This is a genomic window from Halolamina sp. (genome assembly GCF_036626355.1).
GTDB lineage: Archaea > Halobacteriota > Halobacteria > Halobacteriales > Haloferacaceae > Halolamina.
In genome coordinates, this window is record NZ_JAZKRY010000027.1 from 1 (window position 1) to 23,935 (window position 23,935).

The 23,935-nt window shown below is 64.4% G+C and carries 25 protein-coding genes; 11 read left to right on the forward strand and 14 right to left on the reverse strand.

Annotation, left to right across the window (positions count from 1 at the left end; all coding sequences use genetic code 11):
* Positions 1 to 423: 423 nt before the first annotated feature.
* Positions 424 to 768 (forward strand): hypothetical protein, encoded by a 345-nt coding sequence (locus tag V5A38_RS06110; protein ID WP_332324859.1) that lies wholly within the window; start codon positions 424 to 426, stop codon positions 766 to 768.
* 2 nt (positions 769 to 770) lie between these two features.
* On the forward strand, positions 771 to 1,022 hold the full coding sequence (locus V5A38_RS06115) for a type II toxin-antitoxin system RelE/ParE family toxin (protein ID WP_332324860.1): 252 nt from the start codon (positions 771 to 773) through the stop codon (positions 1,020 to 1,022).
* Between the two features lie 748 nt (positions 1,023 to 1,770).
* On the opposite strand, the gene V5A38_RS06120 is transcribed toward V5A38_RS06115, so the two are convergent.
* The 5 genes from V5A38_RS06120 to V5A38_RS06140 form a co-directional block, all read right to left on the reverse strand.
* The gene (locus V5A38_RS06120; RefSeq protein WP_332324861.1) at positions 1,771 to 2,172 is read right to left on the reverse strand and encodes a PIN domain-containing protein; all 402 of its coding nucleotides are present in this window, start codon (positions 2,170 to 2,172) and stop codon (positions 1,771 to 1,773) included.
* Positions 2,169 to 2,396 carry an antitoxin VapB family protein gene (locus V5A38_RS06125; protein WP_332324862.1) on the reverse strand — a complete coding sequence of 76 codons (228 nt, stop codon included), beginning with the start codon at positions 2,394 to 2,396 and terminating at the stop codon, positions 2,169 to 2,171. The genes V5A38_RS06120 and V5A38_RS06125 overlap by 4 nt, the downstream gene beginning before the upstream one ends.
* Before the next feature lie 50 nt (positions 2,397 to 2,446).
* Positions 2,447 to 3,199, reverse strand: coding sequence for a VOC family protein (locus V5A38_RS06130; protein WP_332324863.1), 753 nt, complete (start codon positions 3,197 to 3,199; stop codon positions 2,447 to 2,449).
* 68 nt (positions 3,200 to 3,267) lie between these two features.
* Positions 3,268 to 3,756, reverse strand: a complete 489-nt coding sequence (locus V5A38_RS06135) for a TIGR04206 family protein (protein WP_332324864.1) — start codon at positions 3,754 to 3,756, stop codon at positions 3,268 to 3,270.
* A gap of 4 nt (positions 3,757 to 3,760) precedes the next feature.
* The gene (locus tag V5A38_RS06140; protein ID WP_332324865.1) at positions 3,761 to 4,873 is read right to left on the reverse strand and encodes a GTP-binding protein; all 1,113 of its coding nucleotides are present in this window, start codon (positions 4,871 to 4,873) and stop codon (positions 3,761 to 3,763) included.
* A gap of 320 nt (positions 4,874 to 5,193) precedes the next feature.
* Between V5A38_RS06140 and V5A38_RS06145 the strand changes: the two genes are divergently transcribed.
* Together V5A38_RS06145 and V5A38_RS06150 are read left to right on the forward strand one after the other, a co-directional pair.
* Positions 5,194 to 5,655: a hypothetical protein gene (locus tag V5A38_RS06145; RefSeq protein ID WP_332324866.1), complete on the forward strand. Its 462-nt coding sequence runs from the start codon at positions 5,194 to 5,196 to the stop codon at positions 5,653 to 5,655.
* Positions 5,656 to 5,700: 45 nt separating this feature from the next.
* Positions 5,701 to 6,498, forward strand: coding sequence for a GNAT family N-acetyltransferase (locus V5A38_RS06150; protein WP_332324867.1), 798 nt, complete (start codon positions 5,701 to 5,703; stop codon positions 6,496 to 6,498).
* Between the two features lie 4 nt (positions 6,499 to 6,502).
* Here V5A38_RS06150 and acs read toward each other — a convergent pair whose 3' ends face one another.
* The 3 genes from acs to V5A38_RS06165 form a co-directional block, all read right to left on the reverse strand.
* The gene (acs, locus tag V5A38_RS06155; RefSeq protein ID WP_332324868.1) at positions 6,503 to 8,494 is read right to left on the reverse strand and encodes an acetate--CoA ligase; all 1,992 of its coding nucleotides are present in this window, start codon (positions 8,492 to 8,494) and stop codon (positions 6,503 to 6,505) included.
* Positions 8,495 to 8,596: 102 nt separating this feature from the next.
* Complete coding sequence (locus tag V5A38_RS06160) at positions 8,597 to 10,297, reverse strand: methylmalonyl-CoA mutase family protein (RefSeq protein ID WP_332324869.1); 1,701 nt, start codon at positions 10,295 to 10,297, stop codon at positions 8,597 to 8,599.
* Positions 10,298 to 10,379: 82 nt separating this feature from the next.
* Entirely contained in the window at positions 10,380 to 10,766 is a 387-nt protein-coding gene (locus V5A38_RS06165) for a helix-turn-helix domain-containing protein (RefSeq protein ID WP_332324870.1), read from the reverse strand.
* A 300-nt stretch (positions 10,767 to 11,066) separates the two neighbouring features.
* Here V5A38_RS06165 and V5A38_RS06170 point away from each other — a divergent pair, with 300 nt between their 5' ends.
* Positions 11,067 to 11,693, forward strand: coding sequence for a helix-turn-helix domain-containing protein (locus V5A38_RS06170; protein ID WP_332324871.1), 627 nt, complete (start codon positions 11,067 to 11,069; stop codon positions 11,691 to 11,693).
* Between the two features lie 28 nt (positions 11,694 to 11,721).
* On the opposite strand, the gene V5A38_RS06175 is transcribed toward V5A38_RS06170, so the two are convergent.
* From V5A38_RS06175 to V5A38_RS06185, 3 genes are all read right to left on the reverse strand, one after another.
* Positions 11,722 to 11,865, reverse strand: a complete 144-nt coding sequence (locus V5A38_RS06175; RefSeq protein ID WP_332324872.1) for a zinc ribbon domain-containing protein — start codon at positions 11,863 to 11,865, stop codon at positions 11,722 to 11,724.
* Positions 11,866 to 12,441: 576 nt separating this feature from the next.
* Entirely contained in the window at positions 12,442 to 13,122 is a 681-nt protein-coding gene (locus V5A38_RS06180; RefSeq protein ID WP_332324873.1) for a hypothetical protein, read from the reverse strand.
* Positions 13,123 to 13,206: 84 nt separating this feature from the next.
* A complete protein-coding gene (locus V5A38_RS06185; protein WP_332324874.1) occupies positions 13,207 to 14,256 on the reverse strand; it encodes a M20/M25/M40 family metallo-hydrolase in 1,050 nt (349 codons plus the stop codon).
* A 164-nt stretch (positions 14,257 to 14,420) separates the two neighbouring features.
* On the opposite strand from V5A38_RS06185, the gene V5A38_RS06190 reads away from it, so the two are divergent.
* Positions 14,421 to 14,684: an MTH865 family protein gene (locus V5A38_RS06190; protein ID WP_332324875.1), complete on the forward strand. Its 264-nt coding sequence runs from the start codon at positions 14,421 to 14,423 to the stop codon at positions 14,682 to 14,684.
* Between the two features lie 245 nt (positions 14,685 to 14,929).
* Here the strand turns inward: V5A38_RS06190 and V5A38_RS06195 are convergent, their stop codons facing one another.
* The 3 genes from V5A38_RS06195 to V5A38_RS06205 form a co-directional block, all read right to left on the reverse strand.
* A complete protein-coding gene (locus tag V5A38_RS06195; protein ID WP_332324876.1) occupies positions 14,930 to 15,991 on the reverse strand; it encodes a glycosyltransferase in 1,062 nt (353 codons plus the stop codon).
* 306 nt (positions 15,992 to 16,297) lie between these two features.
* Complete coding sequence (locus V5A38_RS06200; RefSeq protein WP_332324877.1) at positions 16,298 to 16,918, reverse strand: plastocyanin/azurin family copper-binding protein; 621 nt, start codon at positions 16,916 to 16,918, stop codon at positions 16,298 to 16,300.
* 92 nt (positions 16,919 to 17,010) lie between these two features.
* A complete protein-coding gene (locus V5A38_RS06205) occupies positions 17,011 to 17,661 on the reverse strand; it encodes an FAD-binding oxidoreductase (protein ID WP_332324878.1) in 651 nt (216 codons plus the stop codon).
* A gap of 164 nt (positions 17,662 to 17,825) precedes the next feature.
* On the opposite strand from V5A38_RS06205, the gene V5A38_RS06210 reads away from it, so the two are divergent.
* From V5A38_RS06210 to V5A38_RS06230, 5 genes are all read left to right on the forward strand, one after another.
* Complete coding sequence (locus V5A38_RS06210) at positions 17,826 to 19,577, forward strand: 2-oxoacid:acceptor oxidoreductase subunit alpha (RefSeq protein ID WP_332324879.1); 1,752 nt, start codon at positions 17,826 to 17,828, stop codon at positions 19,575 to 19,577.
* Positions 19,574 to 20,437 (forward strand): 2-oxoacid:ferredoxin oxidoreductase subunit beta, encoded by an 864-nt coding sequence (locus tag V5A38_RS06215; RefSeq protein WP_332324880.1) that lies wholly within the window; start codon positions 19,574 to 19,576, stop codon positions 20,435 to 20,437. Before V5A38_RS06210 ends, V5A38_RS06215 begins: the two co-directional genes overlap by 4 nt.
* A gap of 290 nt (positions 20,438 to 20,727) precedes the next feature.
* Positions 20,728 to 21,960 (forward strand): digeranylgeranylglycerophospholipid reductase, encoded by a 1,233-nt coding sequence (locus tag V5A38_RS06220; RefSeq protein ID WP_332324881.1) that lies wholly within the window; start codon positions 20,728 to 20,730, stop codon positions 21,958 to 21,960.
* A 92-nt stretch (positions 21,961 to 22,052) separates the two neighbouring features.
* On the forward strand, positions 22,053 to 22,907 hold the full coding sequence (locus V5A38_RS06225) for an aldo/keto reductase (protein ID WP_345786274.1): 855 nt from the start codon (positions 22,053 to 22,055) through the stop codon (positions 22,905 to 22,907).
* 102 nt (positions 22,908 to 23,009) lie between these two features.
* The gene (locus V5A38_RS06230; protein ID WP_332324891.1) at positions 23,010 to 23,759 is read left to right on the forward strand and encodes a hypothetical protein; all 750 of its coding nucleotides are present in this window, start codon (positions 23,010 to 23,012) and stop codon (positions 23,757 to 23,759) included.
* Positions 23,760 to 23,935 lie beyond the last annotated feature (176 nt).

The following is a 23,935-nucleotide window of genomic DNA, read 5'->3' on the forward strand; positions in this document are numbered from 1 at the left end:
CGCTCGCCTGCAGTGTTGGCAGATTCCACCGGATTCTGACTGCCACCCAGAACGCGGAGCGTTCTGGTGATGTGGGCGTAAGCGCGAGAAGGGAGAGGATTCGTGCGGTGCCGTCGACGAACGCCTCCGGCTTTCGTCTGCCAATCAGAAATCTCCAATTCCTGATGACGGGCCTCGTGCCCGGCACCCTGCGGTCCCAGAGTCCCTGGGAACTCCGCGGTGACGGTCCCAGTGCTGTCCACCGGGCAAAAGTCCACACCCCGTTGACGCAGTTCGGGAGATTCGGGAACCGTAATGCGACTGTTTCTGGACACCAACGTGGTCGCGGCGTCGACGGGCGGGGAGTTCGCGATCGACCCACCCACACGCCGACTGACTCCTACGTAGGAAACCGTCAAGTGTCTCGCGACCGTAGCCAGCCGCATGTCCAGCGACGATTACGCTCGGGAAAGCGGGGGAGAGTTCAGCGAGTCCGTGAGCCGACAGGATATTCTCCTCGTCTTCGACCGACTCGCCGAGGAGGAGCCACTCACCACTTCGGAGGTCGCCGAGGAACTGCCGATCGGACGGCGTGCACTCCACGACCGTCTCGAGAAGATGCATCAGGACGGTGACCTGGGAAAGAAGGACTTCGGCAACCGCGTCGTCTGGTGGGCCGAGGTCGCACCCGCACTCGACCCCGAGCTCGCCGAGGAACTCGACGCGACTGCTGACGAGGAAACCTACCTCTCGATGGACGAACTTGACGAACGCCTCGACGACGCCTGAAGATGGCAGAGGTTCTCGTTTCCGAACGGGCAGCCGACTGGCTGTCCAACGCCGAACCCGACGTTCGCGACCGGATCAGGAAGAAACTCCGCGAAATCGAGGACTTTCCGGGGCATTACCTCGAACGGCTCTCGGGGTCAGCGCTCTATCGCCTCCGCATCGGGGATTACCGAGCGATCATCGACTGGGACAAGGAACAGGAACTGCTTCGAGTTCGCCGGATCGACAAGCGCGACCGAATCTACGACCGATAGCTGCAGGCGAAACCGAGAGCACCCTTCTATTGCGTTACCACCGCCCCGTCCTCAATCCTCGTGAAACGTCGTTGTAGTCATACGATACGGAATCGCATAATTCGGTGTAGCGACCGCTCGTTTGTTCATCGGTTCGTCAGCTGGATTGTTAGTGAGTATGATCTCGGACGCTACAGCTACCCCAACAGGAACCGCCAACGTCACCGCTTCCGTGACTGCTACCGACAACATCACCGCGGAGTCGGCTTGCACGCTAGTACCGCACCGCCTGCCGCTCAGCGGCCTCAACCCTCCCCAGCCACGTCATTCGGGGTGTCCCCTCGCTCCTCCCTTGCGCTCCTCGTGGCATAGAGCCGCGAGTGCTTCGCGCCACAGCCCCGCGTAGCGGGGCGGGTAGGCAGCGCGCGCTCGCCTGCGGTCGCGAGGCGGGCGAGAGCCGCAGGCTTTCGCTGCTTCCCACTCAGGGTTGCTCGCGGAACGCGCGGGGTGGGTTGGGGACTCGCCGCTGTGCCGTCGACGAGAGCCGAAGGCCCTCGTCTGCCAATCAGAAATCTCCGATTTCTGATAACGGGCCTCGTGCCCAGCACCCTGCGGTCCCTGAGTCCCTGGGAACTCCGCGGTGACGGGCCCAGCGCTGTCCACCGGCCAAAAGTCTTCCAACCCTGTGACGCTGTTCGGGAGATCCGAGAACTGTAGCGATGAACTGACGAGTACGAGCGCCACACGTCGCTCCTGTACCTGATGGAGATCAGGGCCGCTCGTACTCCAGCACGTCGACGAGTCCGGTCGACCCCGCGTCGTGGAGGCCACCGTCCTCCGTGGCGAGCGCGGCACCGACCTCGAGCGCAGTCCCGGCGATGAGCGCGTCACGCGCTTCCAGCTGGATACCGTGGTCCGAGAGCTCCTCCTGAAGCGCTGTGGCTTCTCGCACGGTTCGCTCAGTCACCGCTACCTTCTCGAACTCCGAGGTGGCCGCTTCGACGTCCGAAATCGTGCCCGAAATGTGACCGTAGCAGGCGCCCATCATCGCTTCGTACTGCACGACGGCCGACACGCACCACACTTCGTCCGCATAGGGCTCGAGGAACTCCTTCGCGAACGCTTCTCCGGCGAGATAGTCCGACAGAAGGTTGTTATCCAGGCAGATCATCGGTTCCCGGACTCTTCGAGGGACTCCTCCATCCCCGTGGAGAGCTCCGATTTCGCCTGCTGCATCCCCTCCTGAATGTCAGTTTCGGACAGCGCGCCGAAACCGCTCCAGCGGTCGCTTTCGGTGATGCGCAGTACGACGTCCGAGAAACTTTCGTTCTCCCGTTTCAGGGCCCGCAGGCGCTCGTAGGCCTCCTCCTTCAGAGAGATGTTTTTCGTCCCCATACCGTGTGTGTGTACCCATACACAGATAGGTGTTTCCCGAGGAGACGACGCTACCTCGTCACGACCTCGACTTCGTGCCCGTCCTCGGTCTTCGTGAACGCGTAGTTGTAGTCACAGGACTCCGGATCGCGGTAATCCACTGCCTCGCGAGTCATGAGCGTCTCCCAGAACCCTTCGAGGTCGTCACACGCGACCGCCAGGTGGCCCCACGCGTCGCCCAGGTCGTACGTGCGACCGTCGTAGTTGTACGTCAGCTCCACCGCCATCGCCTCCGCGGGGGCGTCCTCGGGCTTGAGGAAGTAGTTCGCGAACGTGTCCGCTTCCCAGCGACCGGTGTGTTCGTACTCCAGCTTCCTGGTCCACCAGCCCAGCGCCTCGTCGGCGTCCTCGACACGGATCATCGTGTGGTCGATGCTCCAGCGGGCGCCGTGGTCCCGTTCGACGATCTCGATTTCGTGGCCGTCTGGGTCCTTTACGAACGCGTAGCCAGGGTTGTCCTCGGGACGCCGATAGTCCTCGACGCCCTGGTCCATCAGTTCGTAGTAGGCGTCGTGGACGTCTTCGACGCGGACGGCGATGTGGCCCCAGGCGTCGCCCATGTCGTAGGAGCGGCCGTCGTGGTTGTAGGTGAGCTCCAGCAGCGCGCCCTCATTGTGGACGTCTTCTGGGCCAAGGAACACGTTGGTGAACGTGTCAGCCTCCCAGCGGCCCATCTCCTCGTACTCCAGATTGGTGGTGTACCAGTCGAGCGATTCCTCGAGATCTTCGACCCGCATCATCACGTGGTCGAGTTCGTGGCTCATGAGCGGCTATGGGAGCGAGAAGTCGAAAAGGCTACCGGAGGCGGAAGCAGCTGTTCCCCGGTGGCACGCTAGCGACCTCGCCGAGCGCGGAGCCAGAACCAGCCTGCTACGGGCCAGGCGAACACAGTCCCGAGGGGAATTCCCGTCCGCCCCAGTTGGGCGGAGAACCCCCACGAAAGCGAGAGGACGGCGACGCCGACCAGCGCCAGCAACGCAGCCGTGACGCGGTCGGCACGGTGTTGCTGTCCGCTACTGGGGTAACCATCGCGCCCACGCGCGTCGCCGACCGCGGCGCTCGCGAGCGCGGCGACGAGAGATCCCACACCGACTGGCCACGCGAGAATCCAGTCCGGGAGCCCACGCGTGTACGTGAAATACGTATTGATGCCCGTCACGTGCCCCGTCGCGGGGTCCATCAGCCCCCAGGCAAACAGCAGCGTCGTGGAGCCCTCGGTGACGCCGCCGTAGCTCAACATCGACCACGGGAGGAGAAACAACGAGAGAACGAGCAGCAGTCCTGTCCGGCCGGTGGTCGAGGACCGAGACGCTGGAGCCACCGCGTTACTTCCGGACGGTGATGCGGAGCACGTCCTCGTCTGCGAGTTCGTGCTCCAGCCCCACCTGCTGGTTGTCGTGCTTGGCGGAGTCGCCGCTGACTCGGGCGAACCGGAAGCGGTCCAGGAACTCGTCGCCGCCGATATCCAGACAGGCGTCCTCGACGGTCGATCCCGGCGGGAGCACGAGTGGCTCCTCGTAATCCACACCCCGGCCGGGTTTGTCCATGTAGATCCGGATGAGTCCGAGCTCCTCCCAGATCTTCTCTTTGAGCCCGTCGAGGCCGCGCTCCTCCTCCGCGGAGATGAACAGCGCCGCTTCCGGGTCGATATCGTGCTCCCGGAGGTTGTCCTTCACCGTCGGGAGGTAGTCCTGGTCGATCAGATCGGCCTTGTTAATCGTGACAATCGAGGGGAGGTAGACCCGGTTGTCCATGATCGAGTCGATGAGTTCGTCGATGGAGATATCCCCGCGGACGGTCACCTCGGCGTTGACGTAGCCGTGCTCCCGCAGCACGTCCTTGATCGTCTGTTTGTCCATCGAGACGTCGTCGCTCAAGGTGACCCGGATTCCCCCCTTGTGGGTCTTGTTGATCGAGACGCTCGCCGGCGTGGTGTCGAGCCGGATCTTGTTCTCGTAGAGTTCGTGAGCCAACCGCTCGTACTGGTCGATCTCGAACACCGAGAGCATGAAAATCACGAGGTCCGCCGTCCGGACGACCGAGAGCACCTCCTGCCCGCCGCCGCGGCCGCTGGCAGCGCCCTCGATGAGCCCCGGCACGTCAAGAATCTGGATGTTTGCCCCGCGATGTTTGAGCATGCCGGGGTTGACGTCCAGCGTCGTGAACTCGTAATGGCCGATTTCGGACTCGGCGTTGGTCAGCGCGTTGATCAACGTCGACTTGCCGACGCTGGGGAAACCCACCAGGGCGACCGTGGCGTCGCCAGTTTTCTCGACGGCGTAGCCGGTACCGCCACCGGCAGAGGACTGGTTCTCGAGCTTCTCTTTTTTCTCCGCGAGCTTGGCCTTCAGACGCCCGATGTGGCTCTCCGTAGACTTGTTGTAGGGCGTGTTCTGAATCTCCTCGCGGAGCTCCTCTATCTCGTCCTCCAGTCCCATCGGTAAGAATTCGGCCGTCGGCGTCGTTAAAGGTGTTCTTTCCACACCAGCCGCGGCACGCGACCGGCGACGACTTCGTGTCGTCGCCACGGAGACGACGCCGCGGCTGTGTCAAACCAAACGCGGCACGCGACCGGCGACGACTTCGTGTCGTCGCCACGGAGACGACGCCGCGGCTGTGTCTCCAACGCGGCCCGTGATCTGTCGCCGCCTCAGACCGCTGATCGCCCCATCCGGTGGAACTGCCACGGTACTCATTCGGGCCGGCCCAGCGCCCGTGTGGTAACTGAGACAACCCGAGCCCGTGGCAGATACTCCGCATGTTCGGCATCGCTGTCGCCGAACTCTGGCTGTGTCTCGGCGACGCAGTCGTCGCCGTCTCGGGCGTTGCCCTCTTCGGCGGGAGCCTCCAGCTGTTGGTGCTGGCTATCGTCGACACCCGCCGAGTAGTTCGATGGCCCGTTGAACAACAGTCTGAGACGCCCCGGGAGCGACAGGGCAGACTGGCTCGGTCCGTCGACCGGCACACGGTGGTCGATCTGATGGTCAACCTGGTTCCGATCGGCATCATGCGCTGTTCACCGCGCTGTTCGTCCTCTCCCCGCCGTGGGCGATTCGGGCCGGCCTCGCTGCTCCAGTTCGGCCTCCTCCTGCGTCCGTCGGCGGAAGTGGGTTACGCGGCCGACGGCGGGGTGACGACAGCAGCACTGCTGGGCGCCGGGATTCTGCTCCGCGAGGCAGCGTCCCGGAGAGCCGACATGGAGCCGTCGGGCTCGGATTGAGATACCGGAACGTGGATTCAAGACGATTCACGTCGTATAACCGCTATGGAACTTCGCACCGCCAGTCGATCCGACCTCCCCGCAATCAGGGAGGTCGCCGAAGCGTCGCTCGCGGCCTCCTACGATGACATCCTCGGCGAGACCGTTCGAGAACGGGCTCTCGAAAGTTGGTACGGAGAGGGCCAGAGCCTTTCGGTCGGTGAGGCAGAGGTGGGCGCCGGCGGCGGCCTCGCTGAGACAATCGACGACGAGGAGAACGCCGTCGTTGTCGCCGAGGAGGACGGGGAAATCGTCGGCTTCTCGCAGGCGTCCATCGTGGAGGGGCCCGATACAGTGGGACGAATCGAGTGGATCCACGTCGACCCTGACCACCGTGGCTCGGGGGTCGGGAGCCGACTGCTGGACCGCATCGAGGCGGAGCTCGCCAGCGCCGGCGCGAGCCGAATCGAGGGTCGCGTCCTCGAGGCCAATCAGGAGGGAAAGACGTTCTACAAGCAACGTGGCTACAAACAAGGAGCGACTCGTGAGCTGAGGCTCGGCAGCGATTGGGTGACCGAGCGATCGTTCGTGCGGGAGTACGAGGAACCCACGACCACCGGGATCAACGAACAGCGCGAGACCGAGAGCGGGGAAACGGTCATCATCGCCTACGACGACAGCGCCCGCGGGTCGAAGGGGCCGTTCTACGGCGCCTATCTCGACCCCGAGCGAGAGACTCGCTACGGCTGGTACTGCGGGGTCTGTGACAGCCTGGACGTGAATATGGACGCGATGGGCCGGTTGGAGTGCGACAACTGCGGGAACCGCCGGAAGGCCACCCGCTGGGACGCGACGAGCGGCTAGGCGCTCAGCCCTCCGCGCGCTCCTGGATCTCTTCGACGACCTCGGGGTTGCGTAGCGTCGAGGTGTTACCCAACTCCTCGCCGTTGGCGATATCCTCGAGCAGCCGGCGCATGATCTTCCCCGACCGGGTTTTGGGGAGCTCCGGCGTGAACACCACCTTCTCGGGCCTGGCGATGGGCCCGATAGCCGACTCGACTCCCTCGATGATACGCTGCCGGAGCTTTTCGTTCTCCTCGGTTCCTTCCTCGGTGATGACGTAGGCGTAGACGGCCTCGCCTTTCACCTCGTGCTGGCCGCCGACGACCGCCGCCTCGGCGACGCCCTCGACGCCGACGATGGCGCTCTCGATCTCCATCGTCCCCAGCCGGTGGCCCGAGACGTTGAGCACGTCGTCGACTCGGCCGAGCACGGTGATGTAACCGTTCTCGTCGATCTTCGCGCCGTCCTCCGGGAAGTAGACCCAGTCCTCGGCGTCGTCGCTCTCGGTGTCGGAGTACTCCGCCCAGTACTCGTTGATGAACCGCTCGTCGTTCTTGTAGAGCGTCCGGAGCATCCCCGGCCACGGGTTCTGGATGGTAAGATAGCCCGCGCGTCCGGGTTCGACCGGGACACCCGTCGTCTCGACTACCTGCGCGTCGACGCCCGGAAGCGGCGGCCCCGCGGAGCCGGGTTTCATCGTTCCGACACCGGGGAGCGTGGAGATCATCTGCCCCCCGGTCTCGGTCTGCCACCAGGTGTCGATGATGGGGCAGGACTCGTCCCCGATATGTTTGTAATACCACTTCCACGCGCGCGGGTTGATGGGCTCGCCGACGGTGCCGAGCAGCCGCAGGCTGGAGAGATCGTGTTGCTCGGGATACTCCTCACCCCACTTCATGAACGCACGGATGGCCGTGGGTGCGGTGTAGAGTTGGTCTGCCTCGTACTCCTCGATAATCTCCCAGAGGCGATCGCGGTCCGGGTAGTCCGGCGTCCCCTCGTACATCATCGTCGTCGTCCCGAGCGAGAGCGGGCCGTAGACGATGTAGGAGTGCCCGGTGATCCAGCCGATGTCGGCCGAGCAGAAGTAGGTGTCCGCGGGCTCGATGTCGAGGACGGCGTGGGAGCTCCACGTCGACCAGGCAAGATAGCCGCCGGTGGTGTGTTTCACCCCTTTCGGCTTCCCGGTGGTCCCGGAGGTGTACATCAGGAACAACATGTCCTCGGCGTCGCGGTCGACCGGTTCGATGGTCGCCCCCTCCTGTTCGAGAATCGCCTCGGTGTAGTAGCGCTGGTCGTCGTCGAGGTCGTGGCCGAAGCCGTCCGCTGCGGGGAGTCGGTTGACGACGAGCGTCTCCGTGTCGTGCTCGACGTTCTCGAGTCCCTGATTCACCTTCTCGAGGTGGTCGAGCGGGTCACCGCGGCGGTAGTAGCCGTCGCAGGTGACGAGATACTCCGACTCGGCGGCGTTCATCCGCGTCGCCAGCGCATCCGCCGAGAACCCCGCGAAGACGACGGAGTGGGGCGCGCCGATGCGAGCGCAGGCCAGCATCGCGATTGGCAGCTCCGGCACCATCGGCATGTACATCGTCACCACGTCGTCCTCGCCGACACCCATCTCCCGGAGCGCGGCTGCGGCCTCGTTCACCTCCCGGTGGAGCTGTTCGTACGTGTACGTGCGGTTGGCCTCGTCGGTCGGTTCACCGACCCACTCGATGGCGGCCTCGTCGCCCCGCTCGTCGAGGTGGCGGTCGAGACACTGCGTCGAGGCGTTGAGCGTTCCACCGGTGAACCACTCGTAGAACGGCGGGTTGTCGTCGTCGAGCACGCGGTCGTACTTCTCCTCCCACTCGAGCATCTCCGCGGCGCGCTCCCAGCACTCCGGCCAGTTCTCCTCGAACTCGTCGTAGATGCCGGAGTCGGAGACGTTCGCCTGCTCGACGAACGATTCGGGCGGCTCGAACGTGTCCTGTTCGGCCAGGCGAGCTTCGAGCTCGACTTCTGGTTCGTCAGTCATACTCGTCTGTACTGTTGGCACTACCATAATAAAGCCTCGCCACTGGGGAGTAGAAACCCGGCGAAGGCGGGGGTCCAAAGGGTATGCAGGTTGCGACAGCGCTCAGGCCAGGCCGATTTTCTCCCGGTAACCGCCGTGTTCGGCCTCGAACACGTCCATGATCTCGCCCATCGAGGCGTAGGCTTTCACCGCGGTGATGATGGCGGGCATCACGTTCTCGTCGGTGTCGATGGCGTCCTGGAGAGCAGCCAGCGCCGCCTCGACGTCCTCGTCGTCGCGCTCCTCCTTTACCGAGGCGAGGCGCTCGCGCTGGAGCTCCGCGACCTCCTCGTCGACGTGGAGCACCTCCGGCGAGGTGTCCTCCTCGGAGACGTACTTGTTGACCCCGACGACGATCTCCTCGTCGGCCTCGACGCGCTCCTGGTACTCGTAGGAGGCTTCCTGGATCTCCCGGTGGAAAAAGCCCTCCTCGATGCCCGTGAGGACGCCGTCGCGGACCGAGCCGTCGCCCATCCCTTTGATCGTCTCGATGTACTCCATCGCCTTCTCCTCCATCTCCTCGGTCAGGCTCTCGACCATGAACGAGCCCGCGAGTGGGTCGACGCTGTCGGCGGCGCCGGACTCATCGGCGATGATCTGCTGGGTGCGCAGCGCGACCCGGACCGCCTCCTCGCTGGGCAGGGCCAGCGCCTCGTCGTAGGAGTTGGTGTGGAGGCTCTGCGTGCCGCCGAACACGCCCGCGAGCGCCTGAATCGTTACCCGGACGATGTTGTTCAGGGGCTGCTGGGCGGTGAGCGACTGGCCGGCGGTCTGCGTGTGGAACTTCAGCTGCATCGACTCCTCCGCCTCGGCGTCGTACCACTCGTCCATCACCCGGGCGTAGATGCGCCGGGCTGCGCGGAACTTCGCTACCTCCTCGAAGATGGAGTTGTGGGAGTTGAAGAAGAAGCTGAGCTGCGGGGCGAACTCGTCGACGTCCAGCCCGCGGTCCACCGCGTCCTCGACGTACGCGAAGCCGTCGGCGAGGGTGAACGCGAGCTCCTGGACCGCCGTCGAGCCGGCCTCCCGGATGTGGTAGCCCGAGATGGAGACGGGGCTGAACTTCGGCGTCTCCTCGGCGGCGAACTCGACGGTGTCGGTGACCATATTCAGTGAGGGCTCGGGCGGAATCACCCACTCCTTCTGGGCGATGAACTCCTTCAGCATGTCGTTCTGCAGGGTCCCGCGGACCTCCTCGCGCGGCACGTCCTGCTGATCGGCCAGCGCGAGATACATCGCGTAGATGACCGACGCGGAGGGGTTGATGGTGAACGAGGTGGACACCTCGCCGATGTCGATGCCGTCGAAGAGAATCTCCATGTCACGGAGGGTGTCCACGGCGACGCCCTCCTTCCCGACCTCGCCGAGGGCCATCGGGTCGTCGGAGTCGATCCCCATCAGCGAGGGCATGTCGAACGCCGTCGAGAGCCCGGTCTGGCCCTCATCGATGAGGTAGTGGAACCGCTCGTTGGTGTCCTCGGCGGAGCCGAAGCCGGCGAACTGCCGCATCGTCCAGGTCCGCCCGCGGTACATCGTCGGATACGGGCCGCGGGTGTAGGGGAACTCGCCGGGGTTGCCGAGGTCCTCCTCGTAGTCGATGTCGTCGACATCGGTCGGGTCGTAGAGCCGGTCGACCTCCAGGTTCGAGACGGTCGCAAAGCGGTCCTTTCGCTCCCCGTAGGCGTCGAGCACGGGGCCGAGTGTCTCCTCTTCCCACTCTTTACGGGACTCGCGAATCTCCGCGAGGTCCTCGTCGTCGTACATAGGTCTCTGTTCCGGTGGCGCGCTTATCAACTGTTCGGGTCCGCAAGCCGAGCAGCCGCCCTGGTACGCAGCGAGAATCCGATTAGTCGGCGGGCTGAGCCTGGTCGACCGAGCCACGTTCGACCTGCAGTTCGGTGCCGGCGTCGCCGATAGAGAGTTCGATCCGGTCGACCGAACGACGGTACTCGCTTGCGTGTTTCCCAGTACCGCTGATCCGGATTCCCTCGGTGAGGAGACCGGCGTCGACGAGCCGGTCGATCTTCCGGTACGCCGTCGAGGAGGCGAGGTCACAGCGCTGGGCGATCTCCTTCGCTGAGAGCGGCTCCGACCCCGTCGCCTCCAGCACGGCACGGCAGTCCTCGTCGTCCATGACAGCGAGCAGTTCGCTTATCTCTCCCTCGGTGTGGACGGTCTCCTCGGACGGCGGGCTCGAACGACGATCAGTTCTGACCGAAACTGGATGGCTCATATCTGACTGAACGGGCTACACCCCAAAAAAAGGGGACCACACATATCCAGGATAGTTTATAAACACACGCAACTGGGACACTGCGAACCGCCAGAGGGGTTGCGGTTTTTTCACATGGGGTCTGCGGGAGCGGCTTATACTGATTACGGCGAATCGGTGCATCGACGGTGTCGAACGCCGCCGGTTCAGGGGCTCCCATCACCGACACGGATGGCCACGGTGGGACGGACTCGCAGTAATCACTATCAGCGCGACCACTGCACTAAAGACGGCTCGAACCACAATCTATACTGGGTACGAATGAGCTCCGGAATCCGGGCAACTGTCGCGTTCGAGGGGGCGACCGACTGTCCAGTCGCTCGGTTCGCGGACGCGACCGGAACGACGGTCGACAGCGTCTCGACGAGCGTCGCCATGGAGAAAGTACCGGTGACGGAGTTCCTGGTCGACGCGGAGGCCGACGCTGCACTGGAGCCGGTGTTCTCCTACGGTACTGCGGAGCTGTACCGGATCGAGCACGGTGAGGCCTGCCCATGTGCCTGTCTCGGCGAGTTCGGCTGTCCGGTCCACCACTACACCGCGGAGAACGGCAATCTGACAGTGGTGTTCCACGCCGAGGGGTTCGAACAGCTGCAGGAGCTGATGGCGACGCTTCGGGACCGCTACCCATCGGTGGACGTACAACGACTGCTCCAGCCGCCCCTCGAGGGGTCGCCACGGGACCGGCTGTTCGTCAACCGCGGGAAGCTGACGAACCGCCAGCTGGAGGTGCTACAAACCGCCTACGAGAACGGCTACTTCGAGCAGCCCAAGCGAGCGAACGCGACGGAGTTGGCCGAAAGGCTGGATATCTCTCAGTCGACCTTCACCGAGCATCTCGTTGCCGCACAGCGAAAGCTACTCGAAGACGTGCTCGACGGGATGTAGGTCGGCGACACTGGCCGAGCCCGAAGTCCTATCGGCGCTGTGGCGCGAAGTACTCTGCCTGCGCGGCTGCTGCGCAGGTCGGGCAGCCGTTGGTCAGGATGGCCTCGCGTGTTCTCCCGTCGACGACGAGCTGTTGACCGCAGTCTACACAGGCGTACTCGTACTTTGTCATGCGTCGGTCACTCTGAACGGGTCGATTGGCGTTCGCCCCGGTTCCACGAACAACGCTCTCATCCCAATCGATGTCGACAGTTCCCAGCCGGTAGGAACCCACCGCCCTCTTATCTCTGTCGCCCCAATTCGGCGGGTTGCTACTGAGCAAACGTCCTGGGGCACTCGGAAACCGGATTCACTTTCGAACACACGTTCGAGTCCACCGGGGTTACCAACTACGTCTGTGTCCCCCCGAGGTGATGAGCGACTCTCGGCGGCGGGTTCGGCCTCGTTGGCCTGCTGTTCGTGCTGTTTCTCTCGTCGCTCCCGGACTGTGGAAGGGACGAACCCGCGACGACAGCCTCGGCGCTCCTACTCCCCTCTGTGGGTTCTCTGTTCCTCGGGATTGCTGTCTCCCGGGTCTCTGGGCCGGCCGCCTCTCCGCTCGCGTCGCGGCGGTTCCACGGCCGCACCGAGCATCGGTGCAACGACGAGCGGCAGCCAGCGCAGGGTTCCTCGGACCCTCCAGACGGGTATTCCCAGGGACACCCCAAGCACGATACCTGCCAGAGCCAGCGCCCCGGCGGCGGTGAGTTCACGGGGCCGTATCTGCTGGCCGCGCGCGAGCGTCAGACCGCCCATCGCGAGCGAAACCGCAGCGAAGCCCGTAGCCATCCAGTTCCAGCCGTCGCACGTCCCACATCTTGGCGGTGCCGTTTCCGTGCCACGTCGCGTTCCGACCGGTGACGGTCGCGCCCGGCGGATCGGTCGTCACCGTCGTCCCTTCTGGACCGGTCACAGTGAAACGGTCGGCAGTCAGCACGGACCAGCTATCGGCGCCACCCGAGTGGAGGTAGTCGACGACGTGGACGCCGCCGGGCACCTCGGTGGTCGCGTCTCGATCCTCGAACGTGAGGACCACCGTCTCCCCCTCTACGCGAGCGGATCGATTCTCGGTCGGGCCGTCGACTGACGACCGCCGGATGGCGTAGGTGACGATGGTGTCGAGAGTTTTCGAGTGGGTGCGGAGAGACGCTGCCGAGGACTCGTTCTGCAGTGTGTTCGTCACCCGCCACGTCGCGCTGCCGTCGTCGTGGATCTGAACAGTGGCCGTGCTCTCGATGACGGTGAGTTCGATATCCTCGCGATCAGCGGCGTTTTCGAAGCCGGTTCCGCACGGACCACAGACCGGCTGTGGCTGCGGGCTGGCGATAGCTGGGAGGGCGATGCTACTGACGAGCAGGAGGGTACAGAGGGCGAGCAGGGACCGGCGCACGGCTGGCGCTTCCGTCGACCGAAATGAATCTGTTCTGTCCGGTCAGGACCGCCTACCGGTGCCGGTCCGAGCGAGGCCGGCAGCCTACAGCGAGTAGTCGTGCTCGCCGGTCTCGCTGTCGAGGAACGCCGTCAGCAGGTCGATTGTCGAGCGAACGTCGTCGCCGTTGGCCGTCTCGGTCACCGTGTGGAGATAGCGCGTCGGGATGGAGATGGCGCCGACGGGTTTTGCACCGTAGGTGTTCTGGAAGCCGGCCGTGTCGGTGCCGCCCGACGGGAGCACTTCGATCTGATACTCGATCTCCTCGTCCTCGGCGACAGCTTTCAGTCGCTTGTGAACCTTCGGCGTCGTGATGACGGAGCTGTCTTTCAGCTTGATGGCCGCACCGTCACCCAGCGAGGTGACGTGTTTGTCCCCGCTGACGCCCGGGATGTCGCTGGCGATGGTGACGTCCAGCGCAATCGCCAGGTCCGGGTCGACGTCGACGCCGAGCGCGGTCGCGCCCCGGAGGCCAACTTCCTCCTGGACCGTCGCACAGAAGTGGATAGTCACGTCGGGGTTCTCGATCGAACGGGCGGCCTCGAGCATGGCAAACAGGCACACTCGGTCGTCGAGCGCTTTCCCGGTGACGGAGTCACCCATCTGGATGGTGTCCTGCTGCATCGTGACGATGTCGCCGACGCTGACGAGCTCTTCGACCTCCTCTGGATCGCGGCCGAGGTCGACGGCCCGGTCGCCCACCTCGTCGTCGCCGTTCTCGGGCGCCTCGTCGAGCGTGTGCGGCGGCACGGAACCGAAGACACCGGTAATGTCCTCCTCACCGTGGACGGTCACGCGCTGGGCCCGGAGCACGCGGGCATCCCAGCCACCCAGCGCGTCGAGTTTGAGGAAACCCTCCTCGGTGATGTGTTTCACCATGAACCCGATTTCGTCCATGTGGGCGGCGACGGCGACGGAGTAGTCGGAGTCACCGTCAACCGTGCCAACGACGTTTCCCATCGCATCCGTTCGCACGGTATCGGTGTTGGCCTCGATTTCCTCGCGGACGATATCGCGCACACGGTCCTCGTAGCCGGGGACGCCGCTGGTTTCTGTTACGTCTCGTAGCAGGTCGAAGTCAAAATCAAATGCCATGAAACGGTGTTCAGTCGGGGTGACCTAAAACGGGGGGGTTTGCGGCGACTCCGGCTGGGTTCGGTCGAGAGGACGTCCGTCGATTCGCCGTTTGCGTGTGGAACTGTGCACGCATTTCCCTTTGTTCCGGAACGCTTTTGCTGAACTCCGCGGCATTGTGGAGCATGGCCAGTGAGGAAGAACGGAAAGAACTTCGCGAACAGCTCGTAACCGCATTCAAGGGTGCCGACTTCCCGGTCGACAGCCAGATGGACCTCGTGCCTGCGCTGCCCGGGGGGCCGAGCACGCGGTTCGAAGCCGGCGACATCTCCTTCACCGCGATGGAGTTGGCCGCCAAACTCGGTGGGGAGCAGGAGTTCCCGTACTCGGATGTAGAGCAGCTCGTCGACGACGTTATGAAGGGGCTCGAATCGCAGGATATGCTCTAACCAGTCACGGCGCGTGACCTGTGACGACCGCCGTGTCGTCACGACGGAACCCATGTCGTGACTGTGTCTAACCAGTCACGGCGCGTGACCTGTGACGACCGCCGTGTCGTCACGACGGAACCCATGCCGTGACTGTGTCTAACCAGTCACGGCGCGTGACCTGTGACGACCGCCGTGTCGGTGATGGGAGCCCCTGAACCGGCGGCGTTCGACACCGTCGATGCACCGATTCGCCGTAATCACTATCAGAACAGCACGCGTGACGTTTGGAGCTCCGTGTAACAGCCGAGATACTGCTCCAGCACTACGCTGTGGTCGTACTCCTGATAGCTCTCGTCGACCGCCCGGCGCTCGACAGTGCCGGCGTTGGTAATCGTCGCCGCAAGCTCCTGCGGGCTCGTCACCAGCTGTCCCCGTTCCCGACCCTCGACGAGTTCGTGGGCGCTCGAGTGGGCCTGATACTCGACGACGCCGAGACAGCCACAGGCGAGCGCGTGGAGGAGTTCGGTGGCGAACGGCTCGACGGTCGCGGTCTGGGCAAACACGTGCGTGCCCTTGTAGATGCTCACCCGCTCGCGCTCGGGGAGCGCGCCGGTGAACGTCACCTGGTCGTCGATGCGGAGCTCTCGGGCGGCGGTCTCGATGGCTTCGCATTCGGGACCATCGCCGATGACCGCGGCCGACCAGTCCAGCCGACGCCGCTCGGCGAGCGCAAGCAGCAGCGTTTCGACGTTGGCGTTCTCGTCTAACCGCCGGGAGTAGACCACGTCGAACCGGTCGTCGACCGGCGCCTCTCGAACGAGCTCCATATCGATGCTCTCGGGGATGATCCGAACCGAGCCATCGGTTCCCCCGTGCTCGCGCACTCGCGTCCGAACCGTTTCGGAGGGCACCGTCACGATGTCGGCCTTGCTCGCGACACGGCCGTAGCTACTGGTGGAGTCCTCTGGGTGGTCCTGGAACCAGTCGACGACCACGGGTGTCCGGAGCAGCGTCCCGGCTTTCTCGGCGACGATGGCGTGGCGCGGTGGGCTGTTGCAGACGTGAACGACGTCGGCGCCCGCGCGCCGCATCGCAATCGGGAGTTTGGCTGCGAACCGGCGGGACGAGCACTCCTCCGTGACGCGTCGGTAGGTGATTCCCTCGTGTTCGAAAATCGGTGTCTCGTCGCCGCCCCACCACTGGGCACAGAGATACTCGACGTCGTGGCCCCTGTCGGCCAGTTGGCTCGCAGTCCGTCGCAGTCGTTCGAGCCCACGCTGGTCGCGATGATGGGCGGTTTCCAGTGAGACGAACGCGACGCGCACGACCGGAGGTTCCTCCCCAGGGGTAAAAACTCGTGTGACTCATTTTCGAAGCTGGTAATGGGAAATGGTTCGCTGACAGCGATACAGCGGCGGGACACCAGCAGGGGAACGGCGTGAATTCTCCTCCGGTGAGATAGCGGTCGTCACAGGTCACACAGTCACGGCGGAGGTTCCGTACTGACGACACGTCGCTCACGGCAGGTCAGACAATCGCGGCAAAGTCTCCGTGACCGCAACACATCGTTGCGGTCGGTCGTGTGCCGCGACTGCGGTCACCCGCCGTGACTGGCAAGAACCCCAACTGAACTACTCTCCCTCGATATGGGGGCTATCACCGCCGAACTTCAAGAAGAAGTACGCGAGTAGCAGCGTCGCCATCATCGCGAAGGTGGTCGCGACGATGAGTGATTTGGCACTGTCGGGGACTGCAGGGCCGGTCGGTTCGGCAGGCTCCTGCTGCTCCGTCGTGACGGTAATCGTACCGAGCATCCCGACTTGCTCGTGCGGGATACAGAAGTACTCGTGATCTCCCTCGACCTCGAAGGTGTACTCGTACGTTCCGCCGCCACCGACATCCCCCTGGTCCGGGTAGTTGTCGCGCGCGGCTTGTTCGTTATCGAACCCGCCAGATGCCCAATAATCCGCCTCCTCGGGGATCTCTTCTTCGTACGCCGTTATACTGTGGCCAATATCACCGACGTTTTCCCAGACGACAGTATCCCCCGGAGCGACGGTCAGGTCTTCGGGGTCGTAAATCAGGTCGTCGGTCATCTCGACGGTGTGTGTTTCCCCCCCTCGTGCGGCAGCCGTCTCAGTCTCGGTCTCAGTGCCTTCCTGTGCGGCCGCAGTCCCGGCTGTGCCGGCGGCTGCGGTACCGGCCGTCCCGGCCCGAAGGAACGCGCGACGAGAAAGGGCGTCGTTCTCCATGCACCGGCGTTGAACACGGCCGATAGTGAATACTTTGGTTCGGTTCCGTCGGGAGCCTGTCACCGTCGACCGGCCCAGAAACCCACGTGAGCCTACCCGAAGTTCTCGACTTTCGCTGTATCGGGCTCCCCACCGGCCTCAGCAATCGCCTCCCGCGCCGCGGCGACGAACTCAGCGAACCCGTAAACGAACAGCTGCTCGCCGTCGGTCCCCGTGACTGCCTCATCGACGGCCGCCTCGAACGCCTCCACGTCGCCGGCGTCGACCATTTCCACGCTCGCCCCCGTGTCAGCAACATCGTTCAGCCGTGCCTGATGGGCCGGCATTCCCTCGTGGGCGTAGATGACGGCGGCCTCGTTGCCGTCCGCGAGGGCGGCCTCGCTGATGGCGACAGCGGGACCGACCCCGGGCCCACCGGAGACCACGACGACCCGACTCTCTCCCTCGTAATGCTCGTCGCCGTAGGGGCCGTCGACGGCGACTTCGTCGCCCGCCGAGAGACCGGCGAGATAGGCGCTGAACGGGCCACCCTCCTCGTCGACCTCGATAGTCGTCTCGAACGTCTCCTCGGTATCTGGCGAGGAGAGCGTGTAGAAGCGTGCGTGGCCCTCGCCCTCGATATCCGCGGAGATCTTGACGAACTGGCCCGGCAGTCCGGTGAACTCTTCGGGTGACTCGAACGTGATCGCGTACGTATCCGGCCCCACCGATTCGTTGTCGACGACGGCGACGGTCGTATCCATGTCTTGGTGTTCACTCTCCGCCACAAAGCCACTTCCCTTCTCGACCCCCGGAACGCTGTATCCTTCACGAACGTTCGATTCGGACCCCGCAGCGGCAGTTAAACTGGACGCACGAAACGGTTCAGGAAGGCTTTTGCATCGTCCGGAGCAACCTTCAGAACAGTATGCCTGCGGACTTCAACTGGGCCATCGGCGGCGAGGCCGGCGATGGGATCAGTTCAACCGGGAAGATCTTCGCCAGAGCGCTCTCTCGGGCCGGTCGCCACGTGTTCACCTCGAAAGATTTCGCCTCACGTATCCGCGGCGGATATACGGCGTATAAGGTTCGAACCGCGATCGACCCGGTCGAGAGCGTCGTCGACCGACTCGACGTGCTCATCGCGCTGACACAGCGCACCGTCGACGAGAACATCGACGAACTCCACGAGGGCTCCGTCATCGTCTACGACGGTGAGCGGACCTCGATGCAGGACCTCGAAATTCCCGAGGAGATGGTCGGGATGGATGTCCCGCTCAAATCCCTGGCCGAGGACGCCGGCGGCGCCATCATGCGCAACATCGTCGCGCTCGGGGCCGCTTGCGAGATCACTGATTTCCCCATCGAGCATCTCGCCTCCTCCCTCGAGAAACGTTTCAAGGACAAGGGCCAGTCGATCGTCGAGAACAACAAAAAAGCCGCCGAACTCGGTGCCGAGTACGTTCGCGGAAACTACACGGAGGAGAGCGCCAACTTCGATTACGCGCTCGAAACGACTGACAACGACTACGTCCTCCTGAACGGCGACGAAGCCATCGGAATGGGCGCCATCGCCGCCGGATGTCGGTTCTACGCCGGTTACCCCATCACCCCGGCGACGGACGTGATGGAGTATCTCACAGGCCGATTGGAGCATTACGGCGGCCACGTCGTCCAGGCCGAGGACGAGCTGTCGGCCATCAACATGGCCCTCGGTGCAGCACGCGCCGGCGCGCGATCGATGACCGCGACCTCCGGCCCAGGAATCGACCTGATGGCCGAAACGTTCGGCCTCGTCGCCACGAGCGAGACCCCGCTTGTCATCTGTGACGTGATGCGGTCGGGCCCCTCGACGGGGATGCCGACCAAGCAGGAGCAGGGCGACCTCAACATGACGCTCTACGGCGGCCACGGCGAGATTCCGCGGTTCGTTATCGCGCCGACGACCATCGCGGAGTGTTTCTGGAAAACCGTCGAAGCGTTCAACTACGCTGAAAAGTACCAGACGCCGGTGTATCTGGTCTCTGACCTCTCGATGGCCGTCACCGAGCGCACGTTCCCGCCTGAGGCGTTCGACATGGACGAGGTCGAGATCGACCGCGGCAAACTCGTCGACGACGACGAGATCGAGCAATGGCTCGACGACGAAGGCCGCTTCCGGGCCCACGCCGCCACCGAGGACGGCATCAGTCCGCGCGCAAAGCCGGGCACCACCGACGGCGCCCACATGTCGACTGGGCTGGAGCACAACGAACTCGGCCGCCGGACCGAGGACACGGAGATTCGCGTCGAACAGGTCCAGAAGCGTCAGCAGAAGGTCGATACCGCCCGTGAGGCGGAGGACTTGAGCCCGCGCGAGTTCGGTACCGAGGACGCGGACAACCTTGTCGTCTCGTGGGGGTCGAACGAGGGGACCATCGTGGAAGCGATGGACCTGCTGGACGCGGACGCGCCCGACGTGCGCTTCCTGTCGGTTCCCTACATGTTCCCGCGGCCGGACCTGACCGAGGCGTTCGAGGCTGCGGACCAGGTGCTCGTCGTCGAGTGTAACGCGACGGGACAGTTCGCGGACGTGCTGGAGCACGACACGCTCCAGCGCGTGGACCGAGTGAACAAGTACAACGGGGTAGAGTTCAAGGCCGACGAACTCGCAGAAGAAATCACGGAGGCTCTCTCATGAGTAGCGACGTACGATTCATCGACTTCAAATCGGATAAGCAGCCGACCTGGTGTCCCGGCTGCGGCGACTTCGGGACGATGAACGGCATGATGAAGGCGCTGGCGAACACGGGGAACGACCCCGACAACACGTTCGTCGTCGCCGGCATCGGCTGTTCCGGAAAGATCGGCACCTACATGCATAGTTACGCGCTCCACGGTGTTCACGGGCGGGCGCTCCCGGTCGGCACGGGTGTGAAGATGGCCAACCCCAACCTCGAAGTGATGGTTGCGGGCGGCGACGGGGACGGCTACTCCATCGGCGCAGGCCACTTTGTCCACGCCGTGCGCCGAAACGTCGACATGTCCTACATCGTGATGGACAACCGCATCTACGGCCTCACCAAAGGGCAGGCGTCACCGACCTCGCGCGAGGACTTCGAGACGTCGACGACCCCCGAGGGTCCAAAGCAGCCGCCGGTCAACCCGCTCGCACTGGCGCTTTCGGCAGGCGGGACGTTCATCGCGCAGTCGTTCGCCTCGGACGCCCAGCGCCACGCCGAGATCGTCCAGGCAGCCATCGAGCACGATGGCTTCGGCTTCGTCAACGTGTTCTCGCCGTGTGTCACGTTCAACGACACGGACACGTACGACTACTTCCGCGACAATCTCCAGGACCTCGGCGACACCGACCACGATCCGAACGACTTCGACGCCGCGAAGGACCGTATCATGGACGCCGATAGCGAGTATCAGGGCATCCTCTACCAGAACGAGCAGTCGGTCCCCTACCACGAGTCCCACGGCGTCACCGAGGACATGACGGAGATTCCCGACGGCGCGCCCGAGAACGCGACGGACCTCGTTCGGGAGTTCTACTGAGGAACTCGCGCGGTCGTCGGCGTGCGTGACCGTTTGCCGGCCGTTTTCTTCTGCTTTCTCCAGTTTCAACCCGTCGGGAACAGGTGGGCTGTGGTGGGCCCAGGCGTTGACAACTCGTGGACTCTGCCACTCCGCGTCGTCCGTAGCCCCGAGCGTGTGGCTCCACCGATTGTGCGACTGGTTCCGTCCCCTCGAAACGGTCGAAATACCCCGACTGTGCCACTCACTCGGAGGGATTCTCCACGCCGGAGTTAGCAACACTCATAACGTCCACGGAGTATAAATCGTTCATGTCCGACCGTTTTGACGTGGTTATCGCGGGGGCGGGACCCGCCGGCGCCCAGTGCGCTCGGGACCTCGCCCAGCGAGGCTACGACGTCGTCGTCCTCGAGACGGAGGACGAGGACGAGTTCCCGCGTCAGAGCAACAAATCGACCGCCGGGACGTTCCCGTCGATGATGGCCGCCTTCGGCATTCCCGACGACGTGGTGATGAACTACACGGACGACGTGGTTCTCGAGTCACCGAACCATCATTTCGTGCAGAAACAGCCCGGAGCCGTTCTCGAGTTCGCCGAGTTCAAGCGGTTTCTCGTCGCCGACGGGCGCGAAGAGGGCGCCGAGTACTGGTTCGATGCGCGTGTCTCCCGCCCCATCACGGAGGACGGGAAACCCGTCGGCGTGCGCTACAACGGCGACGAGGAGGTGTACGGCGAGATCATCATCGACGCCACCGGTCCTGCGGCGCCGCTGGCGAAGGATCTCGGCGTGAGCGACCTCGAGCGCAAGAAACAGGCCATCGGCGTCGAGTACGAGATGGAGGGAATCGAGATCGACCACCCCGACTACGCCGACCTCACCAACTCGATGATGCTCCGCCTCGACCACGACCTCGCACCGGGGGGGTACTCCTGGATTTTCCACACCGGCGGCGATACCGCGAAGGTGGGAATCTGCTACATCCAGAACCGGAGCCACCGGAAACACGGGAAAGAAGGGATGGGGATCGACGACTACCTGGGCTACTGGCTCGACACCGACCCGCGGTTCGCCGACGCCTCGCGACTGGACGGGAAGGTCCACCGCGGCTCAGCCCACATCCAGATGCCGGCCGAACTCAGCACTGACAACTTCATGGCCGTCGGCGACACCGTCCCGACCATCGACCCGCTCTGGGGTGAGGGTATCCACAAGGGGATGCAGTCCGGCCGGGCAGCGGCAACGACGGCCGACCGCTGTCTCACGCCGGAGAACCACGACACCTCCGCTGAGGGGACGTCGATCTACAACAAGCTCTGGCACAGCGAGGTCGCACCGCGGATGCGCGAGCGTCTACTGATGACCGAGCTGCTGTATCTTGCCCCCAACAGCCGCTACGACACGTTGATGCAGGACCTGGCCAAATCCGACGAGAACACGCTGGCGAAAGCCAACGCCGGCAACCTCACCGCGATGTGGAATCTGCTCCGCGCACGCGACATCCCGCTGCTGGCGAAGTTCGCGCGAGAGCGCCTGACCGAGTAGTCACGGAACCAGTCCCGTCCGGTTGTCGCTGCCCGACCGGCGCCGACTGCCCAGCCACAACCCATTTTTCACCGCCCGGTCTATCTACTCATATGAGCGCAGGGACACCAACTGACGACGACGTGCCGATTCCAACCGACTGTCCCGACGTTGACGGGATGCCGATGCTCGGCCTTGGCACGTGGAAGCTCACCGACCCGGAAGCGACGCCCCAGACGGTCGCGGATGCACTGGATATGGGCTACCGGCACATCGACACGGCGCGTTCCTACGACAACGAGCATCTCGTCGGACGGGGTATCGAACAGAGCACCGTCGACCGGGAGGACGTCTTCCTTGCGACCAAGATCTGGAAATCCGACCTCAGCTTCGAGGACGCTATCGAGGCCGCCAACGACGCCGTCGACGCGCTCCGTGTCGACAGCATCGACCTCCTTTACGTCCACTGGCCAGCCGAGGCGTACGATCCGCAGGACACGTTCCAGGCGTTCGACGAGCTCGTCGACGAGGGGATCACCGACCGCATCGGCGTCGCCAACTTCGAGCCCGAACAGCTCGCCGAGGCGGTCGATTACGCCGACCACGACATCTTCGCCAACCAGTTCGAATGCCACCCGATGCTCCAGCAGACCGCGATTCGCGAGGCCTGTGAGGCGCACGGCGTCGAGCCGGTCGCCTACTCCCCGCTGGCCCGCGGGGAGGTGTTCGGCCGCGAGGTCATCAGCGACATCGCGGGGGACCACAACGTCAGCGAAGCACAGGTGAGCCTGGCGTGGCTTCGTGAGCGCGGCATCACCGCGATTCCGAAAGCCTCGACCACGGAGCATCTCCACGACAACTGGCTCTCGCTCTCGCTCCAGCTGAACGACGGGGAGCTCGAGGAGCTCGATGCCATGACTGAGAACGCCCGACAGGTTACCCCCGACTTCGGTCCCTGGAACCGCTGACGTTCTGGCTGACTACCGTTTCGTCGACCGTCCCGGACACCGGAACTTTCACCACATCGCGCATGCTTGCCACCGGTAATGCACGGGCAACGGACCGGACTCATCGACGGGATCCGCATCGACGTCGCGCGCCTCCACGCGACGTGGATGGAGCTGCTCTTTCCGCGACAGCTGAACCCCAGCAACGTCCTCGGCCGCTGGGAGCCAGAGACCGGCGGGCAGAAACTCGCCTACTACGGCTGGGCCGCACTCGGCGCCCCGCTGGTGTTGCTGGGCTATCCGCTCCTGTTGCTTGGCTTTGCCACTCGGTTCTACGCCAAGAAACTCGACTCGGCGACGACCCGCATCGGTCTCGTCGGCGTCGTCGCGCTCGCGGCACTGACCTGGGGGCTGTTGACCGTCGCCGCGTGGATCCGGCAGTTCTCCTTCGACGGCCTCGTCGCCGTCGCCGCAGCGGGCGGCGTCGCCACCATCGCAGCCGGATTGGCGATGGTGTTCTCCCGGCGCGGCGGGCGGGCCACGAGCGTGCTACTTGCCTACCCGTCGGCGATGACGGCGCTTTTCCTGCCGCCGGTCGTCGCGGCGCTCTACTCGCCTGCGCTCGCCAGCATCCTGACCGGGAGCACGAACCTCGCCATCTGGATTCTCGACAACGTGCTCACCGTGGGCGGTCTCAACACGTTCCTGCGCGAGCAGTTCGCGCTCCAGGGGCCCGCCTACGTACTGATGTGGCTCGGCATCGCCGTCCCCCTCGGCTGGCTGCTCGGCGCGTTCGTCGCGCTCGCGAACCTGGTTCGGCCCGAAGATGGCGGGTCGAGAAGGAGGAGCAGCGGGAGCGCGGGGAAGTTCTGAGTTCGGTCGCGAGCGGGTCGGCTTTCAGCGGTCTCTCACAGGAGTGTTCGAAACGGTTGCGACAACACGGTCACGGCGGGGGCTCCGGAGCCACGACACGGCGGTCGTCACAGGTCACGCGCCGCGACCGGTTATTACACGGTCACGGCATGGGCGCCGCGGTGACGACACGGCGG